The organism is Scandinavium sp., from assembly GCF_051650185.1.
In the GTDB taxonomy this organism is placed as follows: domain Bacteria; phylum Pseudomonadota; class Gammaproteobacteria; order Enterobacterales; family Enterobacteriaceae; genus Scandinavium.
On sequence record NZ_JBOFIN010000001.1, the window covers coordinates 33,808 to 58,104 of the forward strand.

The following is a 24,297-nucleotide window of genomic DNA, read 5'->3' on the forward strand; positions in this document are numbered from 1 at the left end:
CTAAGGGGAGCCGCAAAAAAGCAAACGTTTAACTCCGCGCAGACAAAAACGGTGTTCAATGTGACCCGCCACTGAGTTTACGCAAGACAAAAACAGGGCCGGCAAAAAAGGCAAACGATTATCTGGCTTTTATACTGCCCTTTTCAACTGATGTTTATGCGATTTGGCTAAATTTCGCTTATGACGGCGAAGAAATCGCCAACGTGTGCGCAAACGTTATCGTCTATGCGCAATCTGGCAACAATTTTGTGGAGGAATATTTTCATTCCTGTCCGTCATCGGTTTTTATGATGGCGAATTACGTGCCAGGAAAATCGAGTGGGCCACCCTGTTGAATCGCTCTTTGCCAGGCAGGACGCATTTCGACCCTTTTTTTCCACGCAGTGAGGTGCGGCATTTCACCCTGCTCGCCACGAGCCAGAAGCGCCAGCGCCGGATAACTCATCTGAATATCCGCCATGCTTAGCGTTTCCCCGGCAAACCACGGGTTTTGCGCAAGATGTGATTCGATAAAAGCGGCATGCGTCGCCAGTTGCTTGTTGAGATAAGCTTTCTGCACGCCCTTCCCAAGGAGTTTCCCCACTGTTCTTATTCCGATAGGGACAGGCGGTTTTCCCAGAGAGCCAAAGACCAGCTTCATCAGCAGCATCGGCATCAGCGATCCTTCGGCGTAATGAAGCCAGAAGCGATACTGAATACGCGCCTGTGGGTCAGAAGGTTTTAGTTTCTGCTCTGGGTCACGCGTTTCCTGGAGGTATTCGAGGATCGCCCCGGATTCCGCCAGCACCGTCCCTTCATCTTCCAGCACCGGAGACTTGCCCAGCGGGTGAACTTTTTTTAACGCTTCCGGCGCCAGCATGGTCGGTTCGCGCTGGTAGCGCACGATTTGGTAGGGCAATTCCAGTTCCTCCAGCGCCCAAAGCACGCGCTGGGAGCGGGACAGATTGAGATGATGCACCGTCAGCATGGCGGTCTCCTGTGAGTTGTTCAAAATAACTATAGGAACTGTGGCGTAAGGCGGGAAAAAATTCGGCTAAAAAGACGCCCGGTGTACTGGCAAAAGAGCGTGCCCGGCATAGACTTAAAGTGTCAGCACAAACCGGAACCTCCAACCCATTTGATCGACTGAGGCGTACTGATGTCGGGGGAAACCCTCCCGTGAACCAGCGGGATAGAGAGAAAGACAAAGACCGGAAAACAACTAAAGCGCCCTCGTGTGGCGCTTTAGTTTTTTCTATTCCATATCACCCGGGAAATGCGCGCCCGGCCCTTTCTCGCCAAGCATGTCGCCTGGGTTACGCAGCGGACAATCACGATGGGATAAGCAGCCGCAGCCGATGCACCCATCTAACTGATCGCGTAGCGCCACTAGCGTACTGATACGGCTATCCAGCTCTTCACGCCATTGTGACGAGAGCTGTTTCCAGGCCTTCGGGCTCAGGTTGTGCCCTTCCGGCAACACACCCAGCGCATCGCTGATGGTCGACAGTGGAATGCCAATTCGCTGGGCAATCTTAATGATCGCCACATAACGCAGCACATCACGACGGTATCGCCGCTGATTGCCACCGTTACGCGTGCTTTCGATAAGCCCTTTGCTTTCATAGAAATGCAGCGCCGAGACGGCAACGCCGCTACGTTTTGCCACTTCACCAGGTGTAAGCAGCGTTTTAATGCGGGGAGATTTCTTTTCCATAAAGCGCTTTACCTCAAGTTAACTTGAGGAATTATACTCGCCCGCAGACAAAACGACGAACCGAGAAGGTGAAAAAGAGGCCGCTTATGTCCCATCAGCAAATTGTTCAGACTTTAATTGAATGGATTGATGACCATATCGATCAACCCTTAAACATCGACGTTGTCGCGAAAAAATCAGGTTATTCAAAATGGTATCTGCAGCGAATGTTCCGCCAGGTCACGCATCAGACACTGGGTGATTACATTCGTCAGCGTCGGCTGTCGATGGCGGCAGAGGAACTCAGAACCACTCAGCGCCCGATTTTTGATATCGCGATGGATTTAGGGTACGTCTCGCAACAGACGTTTTCACGGGTATTTCGCCGCGAGTTTGACAGAACGCCAAGTGATTACCGCCATCAGATCTCAGCCTGAGTGACCTTGCGCATGACCGATTGGGTTGAGCGTTGCTGCCACTGGATAAACTCCTGCGGCGGCATCGCTTTCGCAAAGTGCCAACCCTGACAGTACTCCACTCCGCGTTTTAACAGCCAGCTCACCTGCTCAGCCGTTTCCACCCCTTCCGCGATCGTTTTCAGCCGCAGGCTTTGCGCCATTTCAATGATATGCTCTGCAATCAAATGACTGGTGCTGTTAGTGGTCAGCGTATCGACGAACGACTTATCGATTTTGAGAATATCGACGTTCAGCGAGTAGAGGTTATGCAGGTTGGAATAGCCAGTGCCGAAATCATCAATGGCCACTTCGTAGCCCGCCTGGCGAAACGCCTGAATAACGGGCGTCGTTTTCGGCACATCAATAAACCCACGCTCAGTCACTTCAATTTTAATCTGCTGCGCACGCACCCGATAATGTTGGGCTTTGTCAGAAATCATCGCAATCAGACGCGAAGAGTGGAAATCCGATGCCGAGAGGTTAATCGAAACATAAAGCTCAGGCTGACTTTCCAGAAAATGGCCTAAATCCGTGAAGACATGCTCCACCACGTAGTCCGTGACTTGCTCAATCAATCCTTCTTTTTCTGCCAGCGGAATAAATTCGGCCGGGCTCATGACCGGGCCATCAAAGCCAGGCCAACGCAGAAGCGCCTCAGCGCCAACGCATTGATTATTTTTAATATCAATAATGGGCTGATAATGCAGGCGCAGCTGGTGTTTGCTGAGCGCCCGTTGCAGCAGACGCTTAGGAGAATTGAAGCGCTGCCGGGTACGCGTCCAGACCAGCAGAATAAGGATGCTGCAGATTAAGCCCAGCGGCAGCGTTAAGGTCGCCTGATGGCGGAAATTGACGAGATAACGAGACACCGACGACGAGATAATAATGGCGATTGGTCGCTTGTCAGAGAGCGCTATGGTGTAAAAACGCCCATCATGCTGAAACGCATAGTTGCTGTCGCGGATTAAGGGCTTCAGGGTGGCCAGATTGGTATTTTCGCTGAGGGAAAAGAATTCATTGGTTTTGGTGTCAAAGGCACCAAAAGAGATCGTGTCATCGTCAGTCACCACTTCACTGTAAGAGAGTGGATTGATCACCGCGACATAATTCCCCCGCTGCATATAGGTCATGTTATAACCCGGGTAAAAGGGGGTATCACGATAATAATAGATAGCAATATCAGGGTGACGCCGATAATTCGGTTCAGGCATTCGCCATGCTTTGTCGGGATGCACCGCCGTCGAGCATAAAAACTGATTATCGTTGGCATATATTAAATCCTGCACGTATAAACGCCCACGAACAATATTTAACATTTGCTGCTGATGTTCCGGCGAACACACAACACCGGTAAAGCGTTCTGCTGCATCGTGCGCGAGATCGGCCTGGCGGATAACCTGTTCTGTTTTATTTAGCGCAATATGGGCGAAGTTTTGCAGCTGGCTGTGGGTTTCAGACTCGGCACGCAGCTGTGCAAACCAAAGCGCAAGCAGCACCGGCAGGAGCACGACTACGATCACCCCCAAGCCCCTCAGCACGTTGCTTCGCGCACTCTGATTCATATTCAGCCTGATATCCCTGCATATAATGTGCCTGCTATTCAGGCTGGATGCTTTCCGACAGGTGATTACGTTGCATGAATCAATCAACATTAGCAACCGTCTTTTGCCAACAAAAACCTAATATTTGTTTATGACGATAATATTTGCCCGTAAGGCAAACTAAAAGTGAAGCTGTCGTTTTTATTAAGTCTGCTATTTATTAAGGTTTGTTAACCCTATTGTTTAAAACTGAACCAAACAATCCTTTAAGCAAACCCCAATAAGAATAGCAGGCGATGAGGTCATCACCACCTGTTTACTCACTCAGAAGGAAGCGAGGCGACCATTGTTTTACCGCGGCCGGTACGTTTCGCCTCGTACAAGGCATTATCGACAAGCTTTAATAACACAACGGCTTCGTGGTTATTATGGAAAATTGCAATCACGCCCGCGCTAAAAGATAAGGTAATGGAGGCATCACCCATGCAGAAAGGCTGATGCTGCAATTGCGCACGCAGTTTGTCCGTAAACGCAATGGCTTGCTGAGGATCGGCCACAGGTAACAACAGTAAAAACTCTTCACCACCCAGGCGGCCAAATATCGGCGGCTCTTCACATTGGGAACGAATGCGCTCGCAGAAATAAATCAGCGCTTCGTCACCGATGTTGTGTCCCCAGCAATCATTAATCTGCTTGAAATGGTCAAGATCAATCATCACCAACACAAAATGGGTATCGTGCTGTTCCTCATCGCATTTTTCCAGTGAGTGCTGCAAGCGTTCCAGAATGGCCAGACGGTTATAACAACTGGTCAGCGCATCCGTGGTAGCCTTTAATTCCAGCAGATGTTCAGCCCTTTTGCGCTCGGTAATGTCGACACCAATGTTCAGTATTTCCCCGTCGGGAAGCATAATATTTGACCACAATGTCGCCAGGATCGCGCCATCGCGACGGCACGGGTGCCATTCATTCATCTCCAGGCTGGGAGAGACGTTGACGGAATCACGAACTCTTCGCCTGACCTCAGGATCGGGGTAAAACAGTGCCAGCGGATCAGGCCTTTGATTAACCTCCTCCAGCGTCCAGCCAAAAACGCGCTCACATTCGCCGTTCCATAAAATACAGCGATTATGTTTGTCGAAAGAATTCATTAATACCGGAGCGCGATCAAAAAGAATACGATACTGATTGACGATATTCTGCAATTCCAGAGCCGTTCTTTCTCGCGATATTAATTCCGTAATGTAATCACGTAATTTGTCAGCAATAATCAATGCCACGCTACGTAAAATGGCTGGTGCGAATAAAGGCTGATCAAAGGCTAAAAATAGAAACGCTTGCGAATTATCCTGTAGCGGGGTTATTCGGCAAAGCACGCCGCATTCTAATTCCCTTGAGAGAAAATTATCGTCGCAATAGAGTAGCTTACCCACATCCTTGTGCCAGCATTTAACGCGCCAGTGCACCTGCTGCTGCCGCAACAAGTCGAGTAATCGTTGCGCCCCGCCGTTGGCATTGTCCGGGTCGCCCAACACTTCCAGCTGACAGCTCTCCTCATCTTCCAGCATTATCCAGGACAGACGGGCGTCCATCACATGATGAATGTGGTTCAACACCTCACTCAGTGAATGCCGGGCCGTTAACCCAGGCATAAGTTTTGCCACCCGGTGCAGGCTACGCTCTGCATCGTTGATTGCTGTGTGTAATCTCTCTTTCTTCATTTTTTCAATCACAGGTTTGTTAATGACAAATCCTGCAATGAATAAATCAGATACCGATTCGCATGATTAAGCACAGGTTAATCATGAAGGTGTACGCTCAGAAAAACAAAAACACGCTGTGTTGTCTTAATAAAATGACAAAAAGTAAAATAACCAATGAAATCAATAGCTGATTAATTGATCGCAAGTAAAATAAATTGTCCAGAAAGCATAATCCATGGCGTTAGTGCTGTAAATAATGTACAGACGCTAAACTTTAGGGTTGACGGCTATCTCACTGAAATGTCGAACAACCCGGCCCTGCGCTCGCCACGGATATATTCTTCAAATCAATATTTCATCGCTTTACGCACCAAAAAACAGATAAAAAGATACGCTCTACCCATGGCGAATAAATCCACAAATGTGATATAGTTCACACATCTTATGAAACACAAAACATTGTTTCATTATGTCGTGAATGCCTGCTGCTAGCCAAATCGTGATGCCACCGATGAGCAACACCGAGCTACCGCCGGCTTAGTCTCTCAGAGGATACGTTTCATGGTTTCTGTCACCACTGGCGTCGTGCTTTTGCGCTGGCCCTTAGTGAGCGCTGTGCTGATGTTTCTGGCCAGCACGCTGAATATTCAGTTCCGTAAATCAGATTACGCCGGTCTGGCGGTCATCTGCAGTCTCTTCGGCCTTGCTGCCGCCTGTTGGTTCGCGACAGGCTTATTAGGCATCACGCTCATCGACATGAGCCTCGTCTGGAACAACATTAAAGACGTAATGATGGATGTGATGAGCCAGACGCCACCGGAGTGGCCGGTCGTCATGACCTGATGTGGTCCTCTGTCGACTGAAAGCGCTTCCCAAACGGGAGGCGTTTTTTTTCGCCCTAATTTTGTGCTCCTTCCCCCTCCATTTCCTGCCCTTGTCTTCGACATTGACTAAAATAAGAACAGTTCCCCTCTGGAGCGTTGCATCATGCACAGGCTCACTCTTCAGCGCAGTTTTATTGCGCTACTCACTTTTCTTACCACGCTGCTGGTTGTTGCCCCGACTTGTGCCGCAGACTCAAACACTCCAGCCGCAAAAACAGATGGCTCCCTCCCGCTTGAAGTCAACATGGACGAGATGCTGCAACCGTGGAAAGGTGATTTGCAAGGCATGCTTGATCGTCGGGTGATCCGCATCCTGACGACCTACAGCAAGACGTTTTTCTTCATCAACAATGGGACGCAGCGAGGGTTGACCCATGATGCGTTTATCCAGTTCGAGCAGGCTTTAAACCAGCAACTGGCAAAAGAGGATAAGCTCGAGCATCGTCACCTCAAGGTGCGGATCCTCTTCGTGCCCGCCTCTCGCGATCAGCTGTTCACTGCACTGAATGAGGGAAAAGGTGACATCGCGGCTGCCAACCTTACCGTGACGCCTTCCCGGGAGAGTCAGGTCGCTTTTACCCACTCTTTATACCCAAATGTGAAGGAGCTGTTGCTTTCTGGCCCCTCTTCACCGACGGTGCAAAACCTGGATCAACTTTCAGGGAAGACCGTCTTCGTTCGCTTCTCTTCCAGCTATTACGAAAGCCTGAAAGCGCTGAACGATCGGTTTGCCAAAGAGTCACGTCCTCCGGTCAAACTTGAGGCCGCGCCAGAATCACTGGAAGATGAAGATCTGATCGAAATGTTGAACGCGGGGCTGATCCCCCTGATCGTCGTCGACCGCCACAAAGCGCTATTCTGGAAACAGGTATTCCCGAAAATTCAGGTGCATGAAGACGTCATCCTTCGCGATCACGCCGATGTTGCCTGGGCCGTGCGCAAAGACGATCCCCAGCTACTCGCCCTGCTGAACACCTTTGTTGATAAGAATAAAAAAGGCAGCAAACTCGGCAACACCCTGCTGCTGCGCTATCTGAAAAGCGCCGAATACGTAAAAGATGCTGCGTCAGAAAAAGAGCGCCGCAAATTCCTCACAATGGTGGATTTATTCAAAAAGTATGGCGAACAGTATCAGGTCGACTGGCTGCTGATGGCGGCACAGGGTTACCAGGAATCACGCCTGAATCAGACCGTGCGCAGCCCGGTGGGAGCCATTGGTGTAATGCAGGTGATGCCGCGAACGGGCAAAGAGCTGGCCGTGGGCGATATCCGTAGCGTCGAGCCGAACATCCATGCCGGCATTAAATACATGCGCTTTATGATTGACCGGTATTACGCCGATGAACCGATGACGCCGCTGGACAAGGCGCTGTTTACCTTCGCCTCTTACAACGCAGGCCCGGCACGCATCGCGCAGCTTCGCGCCGAAACGAAAAAACGAGGTTTTAACGAGAACGTCTGGTTTGGCAATGTGGAGAATGTGACGGCGGAAAAAATTGGTGCGGAGACGGTGACCTACGTCAGCAACATCTACAAGTATTATGTCGCCTATCGATTGATCATGGACGAGGTCGCTCGCAAGAAACTGGCCACCAAGCTTCCACCCGCTGCGCCGCCTGCGGCTATAAAAGCAAAAGCCTCGTAAACGAGGCTTTTGTTCATCAACGGATAGCTCTGAGCGTTAAATCAGAACGGGATATCGTCGTCGAAATCCATTGGCGGTTCGTTAGACGGAGCCGGAGCAGAAGACTGCTGAGGACGAGCCTGCGCGCCGCCGCTGAACTGGTTGCCGCCCTGTGGCTGCTGAGGCTGACCCCAGCTTCCGCCCTGCTGCTGGCCACCGGCTGCTGGTGCACCGCCGCCCTGACGGCCGCCGAGCATCTGCATGGTGCCGCCTACGTTAACCACGACTTCAGTGGTGTATTTTTCAGCACCGGCCTGATCGGTCCATTTACGGGTACGCAGCTGGCCTTCGATGTAGACCTGAGAGCCTTTACGCAGATATTCACCGGCTACTTCAGCCAGTTTGCCAAACAGCACAACGCGGTGCCATTCAGTCTGCTCTTTCATTTCACCGGTCGCTTTATCGCGCCAGGATTCAGAAGTAGCCAGCGTAATGTTGGCAACTGCACCACCACTCGGCATGTAGCGTACTTCCGGGTCCTGGCCCAGATTACCGACGAGAATCACCTTGTTTACGCCTCTGCTGGCCATGACTGTGTCTCCTGAAAAGAATATCTAAATAGTTTAAGCCGGGGATTGTAGCATTACAAAGTGCCTGTTTGATAGTTTGCGAGTCTGATTCCAGGTTTCATTTATGGACAGACTTTGTTGCAGTGAAACCCTGAAGCACGATTCCAGTACTGTATATTCATTCAGGTTAAACTGTGTCATAATTAGCCGTTTCTGCCGTTTGTCCTTCAAGCAAACCAGGCATGCCGAGTCTCTACCGGGAAAGGTGAATGGATAAGATCGAAGTTCGGGGCGCCCGCACCCACAACCTCAAAAACATCAACCTCGTCATCCCTCGCGACAAATTAATTGTCGTGACCGGGCTTTCGGGGTCAGGTAAATCTTCGCTGGCGTTCGATACGCTGTATGCCGAAGGGCAACGGCGCTATGTAGAATCGCTGTCCGCTTATGCGCGTCAGTTCCTGTCGCTGATGGAAAAGCCGGACGTTGACCACATTGAAGGGCTGTCACCCGCCATTTCAATTGAGCAAAAATCAACGTCGCATAACCCGCGTTCTACCGTGGGGACCATCACTGAAATTCACGATTACCTGCGTCTGCTGTATGCCCGCGTGGGTGAACCGCGCTGCCCCGACCACGACGTCCCGCTGGCTGCGCAAACCGTCAGCCAGATGGTGGATAACGTCTTGTCGCAGCCCGAAGGCAAACGCCTGATGCTGCTGGCACCGGTCATCAAAGAGCGTAAAGGCGAGCACACCAAAACGCTGGAAAACCTCGCCAGTCAGGGCTATATCCGCGCACGTATCGATGGTGAAGTCTGTGACCTTTCCGATCCACCGAAGCTGGAACTGCAGAAGAAGCACACGATTGAAGTGGTGATTGACCGCTTTAAGGTGCGCGACGATCTCACCCAGCGCCTGGCAGAATCGTTTGAAACCGCGCTGGAGCTCTCCGGCGGCACCGCTGTTGTAGCCGACATGGACGATCCGAAAGCCGAAGAACTGCTGTTCTCGGCTAACTTTGCCTGCCCGATTTGCGGCTACAGCATGCGTGAACTGGAACCGCGTCTGTTCTCGTTCAACAACCCGGCGGGCGCTTGCCCAACCTGTGACGGTTTGGGCGTGCAGCAATATTTCGATCCGGATCGCATCATTCAGAATCCTGAGCTGTCCCTTGCAGGCGGTGCCATCCGCGGCTGGGATCGCCGTAACTTCTATTATTTCCAGATGCTTCGCTCACTGGCGGAACATTATGAGTTTGATGTGGAGGCCCCGTGGGGCAGCCTGAGCGCACATGTGCAGAAAGTGGTGCTGTACGGTTCAGGTAAAGAAACCATTGAATTCAAATACATCAATGACCGTGGCGACACCTCGGTACGCCGCCATCCATTTGAAGGCGTGCTGCATAACATGGAGCGTCGCTATAAAGAGACCGAATCCAATGCGGTGCGCGAAGAGCTGGCGAAATTCATCAGTAATCGCCCGTGTACCAGCTGTGACGGCACACGTCTGAATCGCGAAGCGCGCCATGTGTTTGTGGAAAACACCGCGCTGCCAACCATTTCAGACATGAGCATCGGTCATGCCATGGATTTCTTCAACAACATGAAGCTTTCCGGGCAGCGTGCAAAAATTGCCGAAAAAGTGCTGAAAGAGATTGGGGATCGCCTGAAGTTCCTCGTCAACGTTGGCCTTAACTACCTGACACTTTCCCGTTCCGCAGAAACCCTCTCCGGCGGCGAAGCGCAGCGTATTCGTCTGGCAAGCCAGATTGGTGCGGGCCTGGTTGGGGTGATGTACGTGCTGGATGAGCCGTCCATCGGTCTGCACCAGCGCGATAACGAACGCTTGCTTGGCACGCTTATCCATCTGCGTAATCTCGGCAACACGGTGATTGTGGTTGAGCACGATGAAGATGCGATCCGCGCCGCAGATCATGTTATCGACATCGGCCCAGGCGCTGGCGTTCACGGCGGTGAAGTGGTTGCCGAAGGCCCGTTAGAAGCCATTATGGCGGTGCCGGAATCGTTGACCGGCCAGTACATGAGCGGCAAGCGTAAGATCGAAGTGCCGAAACAGCGCGTGCCAGCCGATCCGGAAAAAGTCCTTAAGCTGACCGGCGCACGCGGCAACAACCTGAAAGATGTCACGCTGACCGTGCCTGTAGGCTTGTTCACCTGCGTGACCGGGGTGTCCGGCTCCGGGAAATCGACGCTGATTAACGACACGCTGTTCCCGATAGCTCAGCGCGCGCTCAACGGCGCGACCATCGCAGAACCTGCGCCCTATCGTGATGTCTCTGGCCTTGAGCATTTCGACAAAGTTATCGATATCGACCAGAGCCCAATCGGCCGCACGCCGCGCTCTAACCCGGCAACCTATACAGGCATTTTCACGCCTGTTCGCGAGCTGTTTGCTGGCGTGCCGGAATCCCGTGCGCGCGGTTATACGCCGGGCCGCTTCAGCTTTAACGTGCGCGGCGGACGCTGCGAAGCCTGTCAGGGCGATGGGGTTATCAAGGTTGAGATGCACTTCCTGCCGGATATCTACGTGCCGTGCGACCAGTGCAAAGGCAAACGCTACAACCGCGAAACGCTGGAGATTAAGTATAAGGGCAAGGCCATCCACGAAGTGCTGGATATGACCATTGAAGAAGCACGCGAGTTCTTTGATGCCGTACCAGCGCTGGCGCGGAAGCTGCAAACGTTGATGGATGTCGGCCTGACCTACATTCGCCTGGGGCAATCCGCAACAACGTTGTCCGGCGGTGAGGCTCAACGTGTGAAACTGGCACGTGAGCTGTCAAAACGCGGTACGGGCCAGACGCTCTACATCCTCGATGAGCCGACCACCGGTCTGCACTTTGCGGATATTCAGCAACTGCTGGACGTCCTGCATCAACTTCGTGACCAGGGCAACACCATCGTGGTGATTGAGCACAACCTCGACGTGATTAAAACCGCGGACTGGATTGTCGACCTCGGTCCGGAAGGCGGCAGCGGCGGCGGCGAAATCCTGGTTTCAGGCACGCCAGAAACCGTGGCAGAGTGCGAAGCCTCGCACACGGCACGCTTCCTCAAACCTATGCTGTAATCAGTCTGCAAGCTGCTGTCGGACCGCTTCCGGCAGCAGCCCCATCGCCTGCTGATATGAGGCATCCACCAGGTAGTAAATCTGCGAATCCGGCAGCGTGCCGTCAAGATACACGGTGCTCCAGTGTGCTTTATTCAAATGCTGACTTGGCCGGACGTCACCGTGCTGTTGACGCAGCAAGTCTGCCAGTTCAGGGCTGGTTTTCAGCGACGTCGCCGGGCGGCCTTCCACCTCTTTCACCATCGCAAACAACACGTCTGAGACTTTAATCTGCGTGGCTTTCCAGTCGCTGTGAACGCTCTGTTCCGCACCGGGCTTGCTCATGCAATATTGCAGTAACTCCGAAATGGTCATCGTTATTCCCCTTGTAGCCCAGCGGCACGATGCCGCGTTCTGCCATGAAGATCTTCTGACTAAGTGTGCAGCAAGTCGGGGGAAAGGGGAAACGAAACTGATTAAAAAAACGGCAGACCTGGCGTCTGCCGTTTTCAGCGATCAATATTCAGAATTAACGATGACTTCTTCGCCGTACGCACCGGCATTGGGCAACGGTTTGTAGGTTGAGTTCGAGGCGCGTAAAACGCGGATTCCGCGGGCACCTACGTCATGGGCGGCGGTGATGTCGTTATCAGAGTCACCGTAAAACAGCTTGATGTTCTTGCTCTGCAACCACTGCGTTTTGGTGTTTTGCCCAGGCTCATCCCCGGCAAAAATCACAGGGTTCATGTTAGCCGCAGGGATCAGGAAATCATCCTGCAGGGTTTTGGTGACGGTTTCGGTTTTGGTCTGGCTACGGCCAGTCACAAAGTAAATGCTGTCGCCGCGCTTCACGTGCATCGCAATCAGCGAGCGAGCCACTTCTTTCGGAATGCTGAACTCGTCCCAGCCGTTGTTCATTTTTTCCCAGAACTCCGGGTTCTTCAGATAAGCTTCACTGTCTGGTGAATACGTTTTTTTACCGCGCCAAAAACCTGGGCTTGAGAACAACACGGTGTCATCAATATCGAATCCCACGGCCATCGGCGGGCGGCCCAGCAGAGTGTTTTCAATTTGCGCCACAGAAACCCAATGAATGGGCGCTTGTTCGGCAAGTTTCGCAACATTTGTCCCCACATACAGCGGAGATGGCGAGGAAGCATGGGCATCGACAACAGCGCTGTTTAACGTAAACAGCAAACAAGCGGCGCCAAGCGCCAGGCTAATTTTGCGCATTTTTATCCCTGAATGAGCCAGTTTTTATTTTTTCGAGGAGGAGGACTGATCAGCAGTCAGGTTGACCTTAACCGCGCAAACACATGAAGGGAAGGAATATTGACGATGAATGTCATAGAAAAGGGTGATGATCACAAACCCTCACTTTCGCCATGGCTTTAAAATCGCTGGCCTTGCCTGAGAGCAAAAGCCAGCGTAAGTGAGTACTTACATAACAGCAGAGAACGCCTGGGCGACACGCTGAACGTTACGCGAGTTGAGCCCCGCCACGCACATACGCCCGCTGGCAATCAGATAGACGCCGAACTCTTCACGCAGACGATCGACCTGAGCGGCGCTCAGCCCGGTATAGCTGAACATGCCGCGCTGCTTCAGCAGGTAATCAAAATTCCCCTCCGGCATCGCCTGCTTCAGCGCAGTGACCAGTTCCTGACGCATCGCCAGAATGCGGGTGCGCATGGCTTCCACTTCCGCAAGCCAGGAGGCTTTCAGATCAGCATTGTTGAGCACGGCCGACACCACCTGCGCACCAAAATTAGGCGGGCTGGAGTAGTTACGACGTACGGTCGCTTTCAACTGACCAAGCACGCGGCTGGCAACGTCGCTGTCTTCACACACGACAGAAAGCCCGCCGACGCGCTCGCCATACAGAGAGAAAATTTTGGAGAATGAGTTGCTGACCAACACCGGCAGGCCTGCGCTGGCAATGGTGCGAATGGCGTACGCATCTTCTTCCATGCCTGCGCCAAAGCCCTGATAGGCGATGTCGAGGAATGGGATAAGGTTGCGTGCTTTCAGGACTTCCGTCACCGCATCCCATTGGGCATCGGTGAGATCCGCACCCGTCGGGTTGTGGCAGCAAGGATGGAGCAGAACGATATCTTTTTCTGGCAGGCTGTTGAGCTTCTCCAGCAATGTTTCAAAACGCACGCCGTTGGTCTCATCGTCAAACCATGGGTAAGTACTTACTTCGAAGCCAGCCCCTTCAAATATGGCGATGTGGTTTTCCCATGTCGGGTCGCTGACCCACACTTTTGAACCTGGGAAGTAGCGCTTGAGGAAATCAGCCCCCACTTTCAGCGCGCCGGAACCGCCCAGCGTCTGGATAGTCGCCACGCGATTTTGCTGCAATACCGGGTGGTCGGCACCAAACAGTAAAGGCGCGATACCGTTGCGGTAAGTGTTCAGACCTTCCATCGGCAAATAGACCGAAGCCCCGTGCGGTGCGGCGTTAAGGCGCGCCTCCGCTTCAGCAACCGCCTGTAATTGCGGGATAATGCCGTCTTCATTGTAATAAAGACCGATGCTGAGGTTCACTTTGTCACTACGGGGATCTTCTTTGAATTTTTCCATCAGCGAAAGGATGGGATCGCCAGCGTAGGCGTCAACTTTCTGAAACACGCGATGATTCTCCAGGGTTACACAGGGCAGGAATCACCACAATAAACCGCAGCCGCCCTAAGATCGAGAGGTGAAGGCAAAAAGACTCTGCCATTTGTCATCGGCCTTCTTCCGCCCGCCGTTACGCCATCCGCCAAATAGTGCAATCCCTTGTATCTCCGTAGGTTAAGAGCTGCGCAACCGCGCAATGACTACGTTGAGGAACACACTATGGATTTACAATTTATTGGTTCAGTGATTAACGCCTTGCCGTTGGAACATATGATTGGCGGCCCACTGCAGGCGATGATCAAAGCGCAGGTTCAGGCCAGCAAGTCCTACACCGACTTCCTGCTGTCGGTCTGTATCAAAGATGGCAAAGCCGTGGCGATTGAATTCGACTACGACGAAACCGTGGTTGACGAGCAAGGCGTCAGCAAAGGTGTGCTGACGAAAAAGATGTCCATCCCCCTGCTGGCCGCCATTTCTCACCCGATTATTTCCATTGAAGAAGGCACCATCGACTTCGAGCTGGAAGTGAGTCAGAGCGAAGCCAGCTCCAGCAGCACCGATGCAGAAGCCTCTACTGAAGTGTCGTTGGGTTGGGGCCCGGTCAAAGCAAAACTTTCCGGCAAGGTCTCTCACAAATCCGAGCAGACTCGCTCTACCGATACTCGCGCCAAATACTCAATTCACACCCAGGTAAAACGCCAGGATCCGCCGGAAGCCCTGATGCGCGTGATTGATTATCTGACCGAAGCCAAAACCAAACCGGTAACGGCTGCCGCTCCGGCGCAGCAACCGCAGACGAAATAATTCTCCCAATTACCGCGGATAAGGCCACCTCTGGTGGCCTCTTTTCAGGAGAGAGATATGCCGTTCAAAAAATGGTTACAGGGTGGAAAGGAGAACGAACCAGAGGCAACCCCGTCACAAGGAAGCGAAGAATCCCCACCCGCGCCACCGCCCCCGCCGCCAGAAAAGGGGAATCGCCCCCCTCTGCCGCCTTCCGGCGGATCCAGTGCGCCGGTGACGCTGGAGGACATTACCCGGGGAATGCAATACGCCGCGACAGCGGCAAACGAAATGATTGCCCAGCAGTATATGAAAGCATTGGATCCCTTCTTCGAACCTGCCGAAGACGGCTCGCTCCAGCCGCGTACAGTGCAGCTTGGGCTTGATGATAAGCATTATTTCAATCTCCCGCTTATTGCCTTGTCTACGCCGCGCGGGCTGATGCTGGAAAAAATGAAGGTCAATCTGACTATCCGTACCGAAGGCGTGCAAACCCCCGCTCAGCAGAACGGTGAAAACGAGTTTGGTCGCTTTCACGTCAGCATGTCCCCTTCAAGCGACACGCAAGGTGGCCGTGACAGCCGACATGTCGATGTAGAAATGCAGTTTACGGTGCTCGAACCGCCAGAGAGCGTGATGCGGTTAATTGACGAGTACACCAACAAAGTGGTTCCGATTGCCAAACCTGAGGAGACAGCATCATGAGTGCCAAACCTGAAAACACTGGTGAGAAAGGTATCAAGCTGATTTGCGAGTACGAAGGGCTGAAGCTGGAGCGTTACCGTGATGCTGTCGGTTTATGGACCATCGGCTACGGCCATCTCATTCTCAAAGAAGAGATGAATACTCTGGTGAAAGTACCACCGGCGAAGCCAAAAACCTGCTGCGCAAAGATCTGCGACGTACCGAAGAGGGCGTCAAAAAATTACTGAAGGTCAACGTCACTCAGAACCAGTTTGATGCCCTGGTCTCGTTCGCTTTTAACCTGGGCGTCGGCAGCCTGAAAAAATCGACGCTGCTGAAAAAATTGAATGCCGGTGAGACTCAGAACGCAGCGCTGCAATTTAAAAGCTGGAATAAAGCAGGAGGCAAAGTGCTGGCGGGTTTAACGCGTCGGCGTGATGCAGAAATGAAGCTTTTCCTCAGCTAGATCAACCTCAACTCCACAGGAATAACCCGATGAAATCAGTGCATAAAACAGCATTAGCCTTTGTCTTATCAGGTGTTTTTATTTGTCACGCCGCCACGGCAGCTACGTGCGAAGACGAAGTCAGCAAACTCAATCAGGAGCTTGCCGATCATGGCGCGGCGAAAATTCTTGATACGGCAAAGCTCGCGACCACCCTGCGTTCGTTAAACCAAAACGGTCGGCTGCCGGGCGGCTATATCACCAGCGATGAGGCAAAAAAACTCGGCTGGTCAGGGAAAGACGATGAGACGCTGTGGGGGGTAAAACCTACAAACGGCAAGATGATTGGGGGCGACAGCTACCGTAATTCGGCTCTGCCCGCTGCACAAAACTGGTACAGCGCGGATATTGATGTCAGCCGCGGGTATCGCAGCAACAAGCGTCTGATTTATAGCCAGAGCTCGGCGACTAAGTTTATTTCGCCAGATAAATACCAGAACTTCCTGGAAGTTGAACCCTGTCAGTAATCAACTGCGCCGTACGCCAGGTTTGTGTACGGCGCAGGATTTTCCTGAGGAGTGTCTCATGAGCGATGTGATTAACACGACGCTGATTAACGAAGGGCTCCTGGCCGTCGCCGGGCTTTTCGGTGGCGTTAGCGTCTCTTTTTTCTGGCAGCCGCGAAGATTGCAACAGCACAGCCGGTTTATTGCCGGCGTCATTATCGGCAGCATCAGCATGTGCGCCGCTTTTGCACTCGGCGGGTTTACCGCTCGCTGGCTTAAAATCGATCTCAATGAATCAGATTTGACGTTAGGCCTGGGTTATATCGTCGGCGCGATGAGCAATGGGCTGATTGTCTGGCTGGCGAATTTTTTCCGTCGTCATGAACAACAAGATATCTTTGATGTTGCCGGAGAACTCAAAAAGCGAGTCAGCCGCGAAAGTGTCCCGACGCTCGCCACAAATAGCCGCAATAAAAATGAGGAATAATAATGAACTCACTGACAGAATGGTGGCTGCTTTTTTTCACCATCATGGTTGATCTGAGTACTTCCCTGGTTATCCTGTTTTGCGCCTACAGCCGAAGAATTACCCATCTGTCTGTCGTCTATAAAGTCGGTCTGGCGGCGCTCGCTTTTGGGTTATTTGCACAGAGCGGAATTAACCTTAACATGCTATTTTTTGGCGTTGAGGATATTGCCGACAGCATTCCTTTTTGGCTACTTCAGGATTTTGGCACATTGCTTATTGTGTGTGGTTATTTTATCGCTAAGATCTGACAATAAAAGCGCGACGGACATTCAGCCATTCGCGCTTTTATTCAACCACAGATTAATAACCCGATGGCATAAAAACGACTCATCACGATCTCAGTAATGGCCCATATATTTAAGCCAGAGCCGCGCGGCTTGCGTTCGATTATGAACCTGAAGGCGATTAAAAATAGACTCAAGATGCACTTTTACCGTACCTGCGCTGATATTCAACTGTCGGCCAATCTGCTTGTTGGTGCCGCCATTTGCCAGCAGGCTCAACACCTCCTTTTGCCGATGGCTCAGCTGACCCAACGTGTTATCGGATTTCTCCGTTAAGGCAACAACAGTCTGCTCCGGAAAACAAACATGCCCGGAAAGCACCATTTTTAAAACAAGGCTTATTTTTTCAACCGACTGGCCTTTCGTAATAAGCCCCTTAACATTCTGCCGTATGTAATAGCTGAACAACTTCCCGTCCATTTTCCTGAGCATAACCACGACAGGGATCGTCGGGTAATGCTGAGACAAAAACAGGATGAAATCGGTGCACTCCATCTCCCCATCCAGCAAAATAAGCGAGACTGGAGAATCATAGATAATATTAATGGCATCACTCGAATTATTAGCATCAAGAATATGACAATCCGGCATTATTTTACCAAGCTCGACCCGCATACCTTGAATATATATAGGAAGCTCATCAACCATCAAAATATTCATAACAACGCAACCTCTTGCTGTGTTTATTTTCTCACGTTCTCATACCTACTGTATCAAAGCGTTTTTAGTATGAATCCTAAAAACAAAGGGTGAAGACAGCATTTGACCTATGATGAATATCATAGAAAGAGGCAATATTTAAGCACTGCTAATATACAACGTTATTCAAATTAACATAACGCCCACCTGCATATTCTGAACGACCTATGATCACGTCCATATTTTCAGCCGTCACCAGGCCGATTAATGTTGAATGGCATTTACAACGAAATGCATTCACTCATTCCCTGTAAATTAAAAAAGGTAGGCAATATGTGTATCTCCTGGTTTACTCAACCTGCAAATTCATTCGCGTCCTGCTATTTATACAACCGTACAACTCACGAATTTTGCCGCGTCCGCATTGAGCTCGGCCGCGCGCCCAGCGATCACGATAACGGCGGAACGATGGTCTCCTATCGCGCAACACGTGCGGTCGGTTTCGTAGAGAATGGTCAGGATTACCGCACCAGCCAACTGCAACGCTGGAGCATCAACGGGACACACCGCTTGTGTTACAACGGAGAGCCGTTGCCGCAAGATCCTGTCGTCGGCTACACCGTTTTTGACAGCACGACGCCGGGCGAATTTGTTCATCGTGGCAATCCCATCACCGATAATCCACGCCTGCCGGCGGGTGTCACCCGTGAGGACATGATCATGCTGGCACGCCTGGTGATGGAAAATGACAGAGCGCGGGTACCGCTGACGTCGCGAAATGCAACGGAAGGAGAGCTACGTGACGCTATTTTGCAAGCCATTCACCAACGTCGCTAGGCTCTGGTAAACAGCTTCAGACCGGTGTACGAGTCAGTACACCGGTCTGGGTTTTAGTCGAGGTACTTCATCGCAACCCTTGAAGTCAGGCGCGTGATAAGTTCGTAAGCACTTACTTTTGTGATTTCTGCGATACGTTCAACCGGCAGGCCTTCGCCCCACAGCACGACGCTATCACCTGCTTTCTCTTGAGCTTCTGGCCCCAGATCGACGCAAATCATGTCCATTGCCACACGGCCGACAATCGGCACTTCACGTCCGTTGACCAGCACTGGCGTGCCTGTGGGTGCCGCGCGTGGATATCCGTCGCCATAGCCCATCGCCACTACGCCGAGACGGGTATCGCGTTCGCTGGTCCAGGTGCCACCATAACCTACGGGTTCCCCTGCTTTATGTTCGCGTACGGCGATCAGGCTGGACGTCAGTGACATCACCGGCTTGAAGCCAAAATCCTCACCCCACGGTTTGCCTTCCAGCGGCGATACACCGTAGAGAATAATGCCCGGACGAACCCAGTCGAAATGCGACTGCGGGAACAGCAGAATGCCGCCGGAAGCGGCAATGGAGCGCTGGCCCGGCTTGCCTTCAGTAAAGGTGGTGAAAATGTCGAGCTGCTGTTCGGTCGCGCCACATTCAGGTTCATCTGCGCGCGCAAAATGGCTGACCACGTTTACAGGCTGACGAACGTTTTTACACTGGCTCAGACGCTGATAAAACGCCGTGGCCTCTTCCGGGCGAACGCCGAGGCGGTGCATACCGGTGTCGAGCTTCATCCAGACCGTGATGGGTTCAGGCAAATCAGCCTGCTCCAGCGCTTCCAGCTGTTCAGGGTTGTGGACAGCCGTTTGAAAACCCTGTGCGGAAATCAGTGGCAGATCGCTGGCATTGAAAAAGCCTTCCAGCAGGAGCACAGGCTGGCGAATGCCGCCTTCTCGCAGGCGCACAGCCTCTTCCAGGCGGGCGACACCGAAAGCATCGGCATCGGGGAGCGTTCGCGCGGTCTCCAGAAGACCGTGTCCGTAGGCGTTCGCTTTCACGACTGCAACGAGCTTACTGGCGGGAGCCAGTTCACGCAGGCGTTGCAGATTGTGTCGCAGAGCGCGGCGGTTAATGACTACAGTTGCCGCTTGCATTTGAATTCCTTAGAAATTACTCATCATCATACTGAGGGCCTGCGTAGTTATCGAAACGCGACCATTGTCCGTTAAAGGTCAGGCGAACTGTACCGATGGGGCCGTTACGCTGCTTACCAATAATGATTTCCGCGATCCCTTTCAGGTCGCTGTTTTCGTGATAAACCTCGTCACGATAGATAAACATGATCAAGTCGGCATCCTGCTCGATGGAACCCGATTCACGCAGATCCGAGTTCACCGGGCGCTTATCCGCACGCTGTTCCAGGGAACGGTTAAGCTGTGACAGCGCCACAACCGGCACCTGGAGCTCTTTGGCGAGCGCCTTGAGGGAGCGAGAGATCTCAGCAATCTCGAGAGTACGGTTGTCCGACAGCGACGGCACGCGCATCAATTGGAGGTAGTCAATCATGATGAGCCCGATACCGCCGTGCTCACGGGCAATACGACGCGCGCGCGAACGCACTTCCGTTGGCGTCAGGCCGGAAGAATCATCAATGTAGATGTTTCGTTTTTCGAGCAAGATGCCCATGGTGCCGGAGATACGCGCCCAGTCTTCATCGTCGAGCTGCCCGGTACGAATACGGGTCTGGTCAACGCGCGACAGCGAGGCGAGAGAACGCATCATGATCTGTTCGGAGGGCATCTCAAGACTGAAGATAAGCACCGGCTTATCCTGCAACATCGCCGCATTTTCGACGAGGTTCATCGCAAAAGTGGTTTTACCCATCGACGGACGAGCCGCGACGATAATCAAGTCCGACGGCTGCAAACCAGCGGTCTTTTTATTCAGATCGTCATAGCCGGTGTTAACGCCAGTGACGCCATCGTGCGGCTGCTGGAACAGCTGTTCGATACGGGCCACGGTGGCGTCGAGCACTTCGGCAATATTTTGCGGCCCTTCGTCTTTATTGGCCCGGCTTTCCGCGATTTTGAAAACGCGCGATTCGGCCAGATCCAGCAGGTCTTCACTGGTGCGCCCTTGGGGGTCAAAACCAGCTTCGGCGATTTCATTCGCCACCGAGATCATCTCACGCACAACGGCACGTTCACGCACGATATCGGCATAAGCGCTGATGTTCGCCGCACTTGGCGTGTTTTTAGACAGTTCTGCCAGATAGGCAAACCCGCCGACGCTGTCCAGTTGCCCTTCCCGCTCCAGCGATTCCGCGAGCGTAATCAGGTCAATCGGGCTGCCGGTTTCCTGCAATTTCGCCATTTCGGTGAAAATATGGCGATGCGGACGGGTATAGAAATCTTCCGCCACGACGCGTTCAGCAACGTCGTCCCAGCGCTCGTTATCCAGCATTAAACCGCCCAACACCGACTGTTCCGCTTCAATCGAGTGCGGCGGTACTTTCAACCCGGCGACCTGTGGATCGCGCTCGCGGGGTTCAGTCTGTTGTTTGTTGAAGGGTTTATTTCCTGCCATAGTGAATGGAGTTACCGGGTTAAAGAGTGGGCCGTAAGATTATCATATCTGATGCTCCTAAACGATATCTGGAGGATAGCATGGCAACGCGAATTGAGTTTCATCAGCACGGTGGGCCTGAGGTACTGAAGCCCGTCGACTTCACCCCAACCGACCCCAAAGAAAACGAGATTCAGGTGGAAAACAAAGCCATCGGAATCAACTATATAGATACCTATATTCGCAGCGGCCTTTACCCACCACCCGCGCTGCCGAGCGGTCTTGGTACCGAAGCGGCAGGGGTGGTCAGTAAAGTCGGCAGCGGCGTAAAACACATCAAAGCGGGTGACCGCGTGGTCTACGCACAGTCTGCTCTCGGTGCTTACAGTACCGTGCACAACGTGCCCGCCGATAAAGCCGCCATCCTGCCCTCAGCCATCTCTTATGAACAAGCGGCGGCCTCTTTCCTGAAAGGGCTGACCGTGTTCTATCTGCTGCGTAAAACGCATGAAATCAAACCAAATGAACCGTTCCTGTTTCATGCGGCTGCCGGTGGCGTGGGGCTGATTGCCTGCCAGTGGGCGAAAGCGTTGGGCGCGCAGCTGATTGGGACTGTTGGCTCAGCACAGAAGGCGCAGCGCGCGTTACAGGCCGGAGCCTGGCAGGTCATTAATTACCGCGAGGAAAATCTGGTTGAGCGAGTGAAAGAAATCACTCACGGCAAAAAACTGCGGGTGGTGTACGACTCGGTCGGCAAAGACACCTGGGAAGCGTCGCTCGATTGCCTGCAGCGTCGCGGGCTGATGGTGAGTTTTGGTAATTCCTCCGGCGCAGTGACGGGCGTAAATCTGGGGATCCTGAATCAGAAAGGTTCACTGTACGTGACACGCCCTTCGCTACAGGGTTACATCACTAACCGCGAAGAACTGGCCGAAGCGAGCAATGAACTGTTTTCGCTGATAGCCAGCGGGGTTATCAAAGTGGATGTGGCCGATGCGCAGAAATATCCGCTGAAGGATGCGCAGCGAGCGCATCAGATTCTGGAGAGTCGGGCGACGGAAGGGTCCAGTTTGCTGATCCCTTAAGCGTGGAGATCGGCACAAATTATTAGGGCTTCCCGAAGGAAGCCCTGTTTTTTTATCGTTCGCTGTATGTAGGGTACAGCGCGATGAATTCGTTAGTCTGGTAAGCATGACAGAGTTATGACGCGCTGCCTATGCTGGCCTTTCCAGGTTGTGACGAACTCCGCAAACCCTTAATAACGCCACCGATCGTCGCGGCGATACTGCGGCACTTTTGGCGCTTTCACCGCTCTGATAATCCACACCACGGCGACCGCCAGCAGCAGCCACGGCAGCAATTTGATCATCAGCGCTATCAGGCCGCCGAAGAACATCAAGACGGTAGCCACCACAATCGCTGCCAGAATGCCCAGCACAGACACGCCAGTCACCAGCAGCATGACAAAAAATCCAATGATAAATAACAGTTCAAACATGGCTATGCCCCTCAAGATAACGCAACCGGGATAACCATTACAAAAATTATGCCAAAATTAACTCATTGAATTAATACAAAAACGCCTCGCAAGGGGTTGCAAGGCGTGGTCAATTTGACTAACTGTTAGCGAATTTCTAACGCTTATTCGCCACCAGTTGCAGTGCCTGCTCCAGCACTTCGATATCGGCACCCGCTTTGTGGGCGTTTTCACTGAGATAGCGACGCCATTGACGAGCCCCCGGAATCCCCTGGAACAGACCCAGCATATGACGCGTGACGTGGCCCAGATAGGTGCCGTTGCTCAGCTCACGTTCAATATAGGGGTACATCGCACGAACGACGGCGACAGGGTCGACATCAGCGCCTTCAACGCCGAAGATTTCACGGTCAACGGTCGCCAGTATGCCTGGGTTTTGATACGCCTCGCGCCCGACCATCACGCCATCCATGTGCTTAAGATGCGTTTTCGCTTCTTCCAGCGATTTGATACCTCCGTTAATCGACATCGTCAGCTGCGGGAAATCACGCTTGAGCTGATAAACAAGTGGGTAGTCGAGCGGCGGAATCTCACGGTTTTCTTTCGGGCTCAGGCCAGAAAGCCAGGCTTTACGCGCGTGGATAATAAACATCTCACATTCGCCGTTACCGGAAACGGTATTGATGAAATCGCAGAGAAATTCGTAGCTGTCCTGGTCGTCAATGCCAATACGCGTTTTGACGGTGACAGGAATGGAAACCACGTCGCGCATCGCTTTTACGCAATCGGCCACCAGTTGAGCATTCCCCATCAGGCAAGCACCGAACATGCCGTTTTGCACACGATCGGACGGACAGCCGACATTCAGGTTGATCTCATCATACCCGCGCTCTTCAGCCAGCTTCGCACAGTGAGCTAAAGCAGCCGGATCGCTTCCACCAAGCTGTAACGCCAGCGGATGCTCTTCTTCGCTGTAGGCCAGATAATCGCCTTTACCATGAAGGATCGCCCCGGTGGTCACCATTTCGGTGTACAGCAACGTGTGGCGCGAAAGCAGGCGCAGGAAGTAACGACAATGCCTGTCCGTCCAGTCGAGCATCGGTGCGATGGAGAAGCGGTGTGCAGGAAAAGCGGTGGATTGTGTTTCTGGCAGCATGGTGAAAGTTTGAGCGTCCGGTTAAAAGGGGGCGCTACTATAGCACAAAGCAGGCGCCGGGGAATTGCCCGGCGGCGCTACGCTGGCACGGGCCTACAAGGGGACGCAAATGCCACCGGGCAATGTGTAGATACTGTTATGCCACGCAAGCATTTTCCATATGCTGAGTGGCATCGAAAGGGCGTCCTGATTTCAGGACGCCATACGCCACCTGCGCCAGCTTCCGCATCATCGCCCCGATTATTAGCTTCCCATTTTTCCCG

24 protein-coding genes and 2 pseudogenes are annotated in these 24,297 nt (G+C 52.6%); 12 read left to right on the top strand and 14 right to left on the bottom strand.

The window, feature by feature from the left end; translation table 11 throughout:
* Positions 1–298 precede the first annotated feature (298 nt).
* Positions 299–967 carry a glutathione S-transferase family protein gene (locus tag ACRCWW_RS00170; protein WP_438680596.1) on the bottom strand — a complete coding sequence of 223 codons (669 nt, stop codon included), beginning with the start codon at positions 965–967 and terminating at the stop codon, positions 299–301.
* 267 nt (positions 968–1,234) lie between these two features.
* Complete coding sequence (gene soxR / locus ACRCWW_RS00175) at positions 1,235–1,696, bottom strand: redox-sensitive transcriptional activator SoxR (RefSeq protein WP_438680597.1); 462 nt, start codon at positions 1,694–1,696, stop codon at positions 1,235–1,237.
* 86 nt (positions 1,697–1,782) lie between these two features.
* On the opposite strand from soxR, the gene soxS reads away from it, so the two are divergent.
* The gene (soxS, locus tag ACRCWW_RS00180) at positions 1,783–2,112 is read left to right on the top strand and encodes a superoxide response transcriptional regulator SoxS (RefSeq protein WP_330983749.1); all 330 of its coding nucleotides are present in this window, start codon (positions 1,783–1,785) and stop codon (positions 2,110–2,112) included.
* Here soxS and ACRCWW_RS00185 read toward each other — a convergent pair.
* A complete protein-coding gene (locus ACRCWW_RS00185; protein ID WP_438680598.1) occupies positions 2,097–3,695 on the bottom strand; it encodes an EAL domain-containing protein in 1,599 nt (532 codons plus the stop codon). The two genes, soxS and ACRCWW_RS00185, sit on opposite strands and share 16 nt — an antisense overlap.
* A 299-nt stretch (positions 3,696–3,994) precedes the next feature.
* Positions 3,995–5,407, bottom strand: a complete 1,413-nt coding sequence (locus ACRCWW_RS00190) for a diguanylate cyclase (RefSeq protein ID WP_438680599.1) — start codon at positions 5,405–5,407, stop codon at positions 3,995–3,997.
* Between the two features lie 531 nt (positions 5,408–5,938).
* On the opposite strand from ACRCWW_RS00190, the gene ACRCWW_RS00195 reads away from it, so the two are divergent.
* Both ACRCWW_RS00195 and ACRCWW_RS00200 read left to right on the top strand, forming a co-directional pair.
* Entirely contained in the window at positions 5,939–6,220 is a 282-nt protein-coding gene (locus ACRCWW_RS00195; protein WP_438680600.1) for a YjcB family protein, read from the top strand.
* Between the two features lie 144 nt (positions 6,221–6,364).
* Positions 6,365–7,906 (top strand): transglycosylase SLT domain-containing protein, encoded by a 1,542-nt coding sequence (locus ACRCWW_RS00200; RefSeq protein ID WP_438680601.1) that lies wholly within the window; start codon positions 6,365–6,367, stop codon positions 7,904–7,906.
* Positions 7,907–7,947: 41 nt separating this feature from the next.
* Here ACRCWW_RS00200 and ssb1 read toward each other — a convergent pair whose 3' ends face one another.
* Entirely contained in the window at positions 7,948–8,475 is a 528-nt protein-coding gene (gene ssb1, locus ACRCWW_RS00205) for a single-stranded DNA-binding protein SSB1 (RefSeq protein ID WP_404659021.1), read from the bottom strand.
* Positions 8,476–8,723: 248 nt separating this feature from the next.
* On the opposite strand from ssb1, the gene uvrA reads away from it, so the two are divergent.
* Positions 8,724–11,546 carry an excinuclease ABC subunit UvrA gene (gene uvrA, locus ACRCWW_RS00210; RefSeq protein ID WP_438680602.1) on the top strand — a complete coding sequence of 941 codons (2,823 nt, stop codon included), beginning with the start codon at positions 8,724–8,726 and terminating at the stop codon, positions 11,544–11,546.
* Here the strand turns inward: uvrA and ACRCWW_RS00215 are convergent, their stop codons facing one another.
* The 3 genes from ACRCWW_RS00215 to tyrB form a co-directional block, all read right to left on the bottom strand.
* Complete coding sequence (locus ACRCWW_RS00215; protein ID WP_438680603.1) at positions 11,547–11,900, bottom strand: MmcQ/YjbR family DNA-binding protein; 354 nt, start codon at positions 11,898–11,900, stop codon at positions 11,547–11,549.
* A gap of 141 nt (positions 11,901–12,041) precedes the next feature.
* Positions 12,042–12,758, bottom strand: coding sequence for an acid phosphatase AphA (gene aphA, locus ACRCWW_RS00220; protein WP_438680604.1), 717 nt, complete (start codon positions 12,756–12,758; stop codon positions 12,042–12,044).
* Positions 12,759–12,965: 207 nt separating this feature from the next.
* A complete protein-coding gene (gene tyrB / locus ACRCWW_RS00225) occupies positions 12,966–14,159 on the bottom strand; it encodes an aromatic amino acid transaminase (RefSeq protein ID WP_438680605.1) in 1,194 nt (397 codons plus the stop codon).
* A 210-nt stretch (positions 14,160–14,369) separates the two neighbouring features.
* Here tyrB and ACRCWW_RS00230 point away from each other — a divergent pair, with 210 nt between their 5' ends.
* From ACRCWW_RS00230 to ACRCWW_RS00255, 6 genes and pseudogenes are all read left to right on the top strand, one after another.
* The gene (locus ACRCWW_RS00230) at positions 14,370–14,954 is read left to right on the top strand and encodes a DUF2589 domain-containing protein (protein WP_438680606.1); all 585 of its coding nucleotides are present in this window, start codon (positions 14,370–14,372) and stop codon (positions 14,952–14,954) included.
* A 57-nt stretch (positions 14,955–15,011) separates the two neighbouring features.
* The gene (locus ACRCWW_RS00235) at positions 15,012–15,638 is read left to right on the top strand and encodes a DUF2589 domain-containing protein (RefSeq protein WP_438680607.1); all 627 of its coding nucleotides are present in this window, start codon (positions 15,012–15,014) and stop codon (positions 15,636–15,638) included.
* Positions 15,635–16,083: pseudogene (locus ACRCWW_RS00240) on the top strand (lysozyme). Before ACRCWW_RS00235 ends, ACRCWW_RS00240 begins: the two are co-directional and overlap by 4 nt.
* A gap of 29 nt (positions 16,084–16,112) precedes the next feature.
* Positions 16,113–16,589, top strand: a complete 477-nt coding sequence (locus ACRCWW_RS00245) for a ribonuclease (protein WP_438680608.1) — start codon at positions 16,113–16,115, stop codon at positions 16,587–16,589.
* Positions 16,590–16,647: 58 nt separating this feature from the next.
* A complete protein-coding gene (locus tag ACRCWW_RS00250) occupies positions 16,648–17,055 on the top strand; it encodes a hypothetical protein (protein ID WP_438680609.1) in 408 nt (135 codons plus the stop codon).
* A gap of 2 nt (positions 17,056–17,057) precedes the next feature.
* Entirely contained in the window at positions 17,058–17,345 is a 288-nt protein-coding gene (locus ACRCWW_RS00255) for a hypothetical protein (RefSeq protein WP_438680610.1), read from the top strand.
* A gap of 90 nt (positions 17,346–17,435) precedes the next feature.
* Here the strand turns inward: ACRCWW_RS00255 and ACRCWW_RS00260 are convergent, their stop codons facing one another.
* Positions 17,436–18,041: a LuxR C-terminal-related transcriptional regulator gene (locus ACRCWW_RS00260; protein ID WP_438680611.1), complete on the bottom strand. Its 606-nt coding sequence runs from the start codon at positions 18,039–18,041 to the stop codon at positions 17,436–17,438.
* A gap of 447 nt (positions 18,042–18,488) precedes the next feature.
* On the opposite strand from ACRCWW_RS00260, the gene ACRCWW_RS00265 reads away from it, so the two are divergent.
* On the top strand, positions 18,489–18,857 hold the full coding sequence (locus ACRCWW_RS00265) for a hypothetical protein (protein WP_438680612.1): 369 nt from the start codon (positions 18,489–18,491) through the stop codon (positions 18,855–18,857).
* Positions 18,858–18,910: 53 nt separating this feature from the next.
* On the opposite strand, the gene alr is transcribed toward ACRCWW_RS00265, so the two are convergent.
* Positions 18,911–19,990: an alanine racemase gene (alr, locus tag ACRCWW_RS00270; protein WP_438680613.1), complete on the bottom strand. Its 1,080-nt coding sequence runs from the start codon at positions 19,988–19,990 to the stop codon at positions 18,911–18,913.
* Positions 19,991–20,006: 16 nt separating this feature from the next.
* The gene (dnaB, locus tag ACRCWW_RS00275; protein WP_438680614.1) at positions 20,007–21,422 is read right to left on the bottom strand and encodes a replicative DNA helicase; all 1,416 of its coding nucleotides are present in this window, start codon (positions 21,420–21,422) and stop codon (positions 20,007–20,009) included.
* 80 nt (positions 21,423–21,502) lie between these two features.
* Between dnaB and ACRCWW_RS00280 the strand changes: the two genes are divergently transcribed.
* Entirely contained in the window at positions 21,503–22,486 is a 984-nt protein-coding gene (locus ACRCWW_RS00280) for a quinone oxidoreductase (protein ID WP_438680615.1), read from the top strand.
* Between the two features lie 170 nt (positions 22,487–22,656).
* On the opposite strand, the gene pspG is transcribed toward ACRCWW_RS00280, so the two are convergent.
* From pspG to ACRCWW_RS00295, 3 genes and pseudogenes are all read right to left on the bottom strand, one after another.
* Complete coding sequence (pspG, locus tag ACRCWW_RS00285; protein ID WP_330983767.1) at positions 22,657–22,899, bottom strand: envelope stress response protein PspG; 243 nt, start codon at positions 22,897–22,899, stop codon at positions 22,657–22,659.
* 136 nt (positions 22,900–23,035) lie between these two features.
* Complete coding sequence (gene dusA / locus ACRCWW_RS00290; protein ID WP_438680616.1) at positions 23,036–24,034, bottom strand: tRNA dihydrouridine(20/20a) synthase DusA; 999 nt, start codon at positions 24,032–24,034, stop codon at positions 23,036–23,038.
* A gap of 136 nt (positions 24,035–24,170) precedes the next feature.
* Positions 24,171–24,297 (bottom strand): annotated as a pseudogene (locus ACRCWW_RS00295) (IS110 family transposase); the annotation flags it as partial.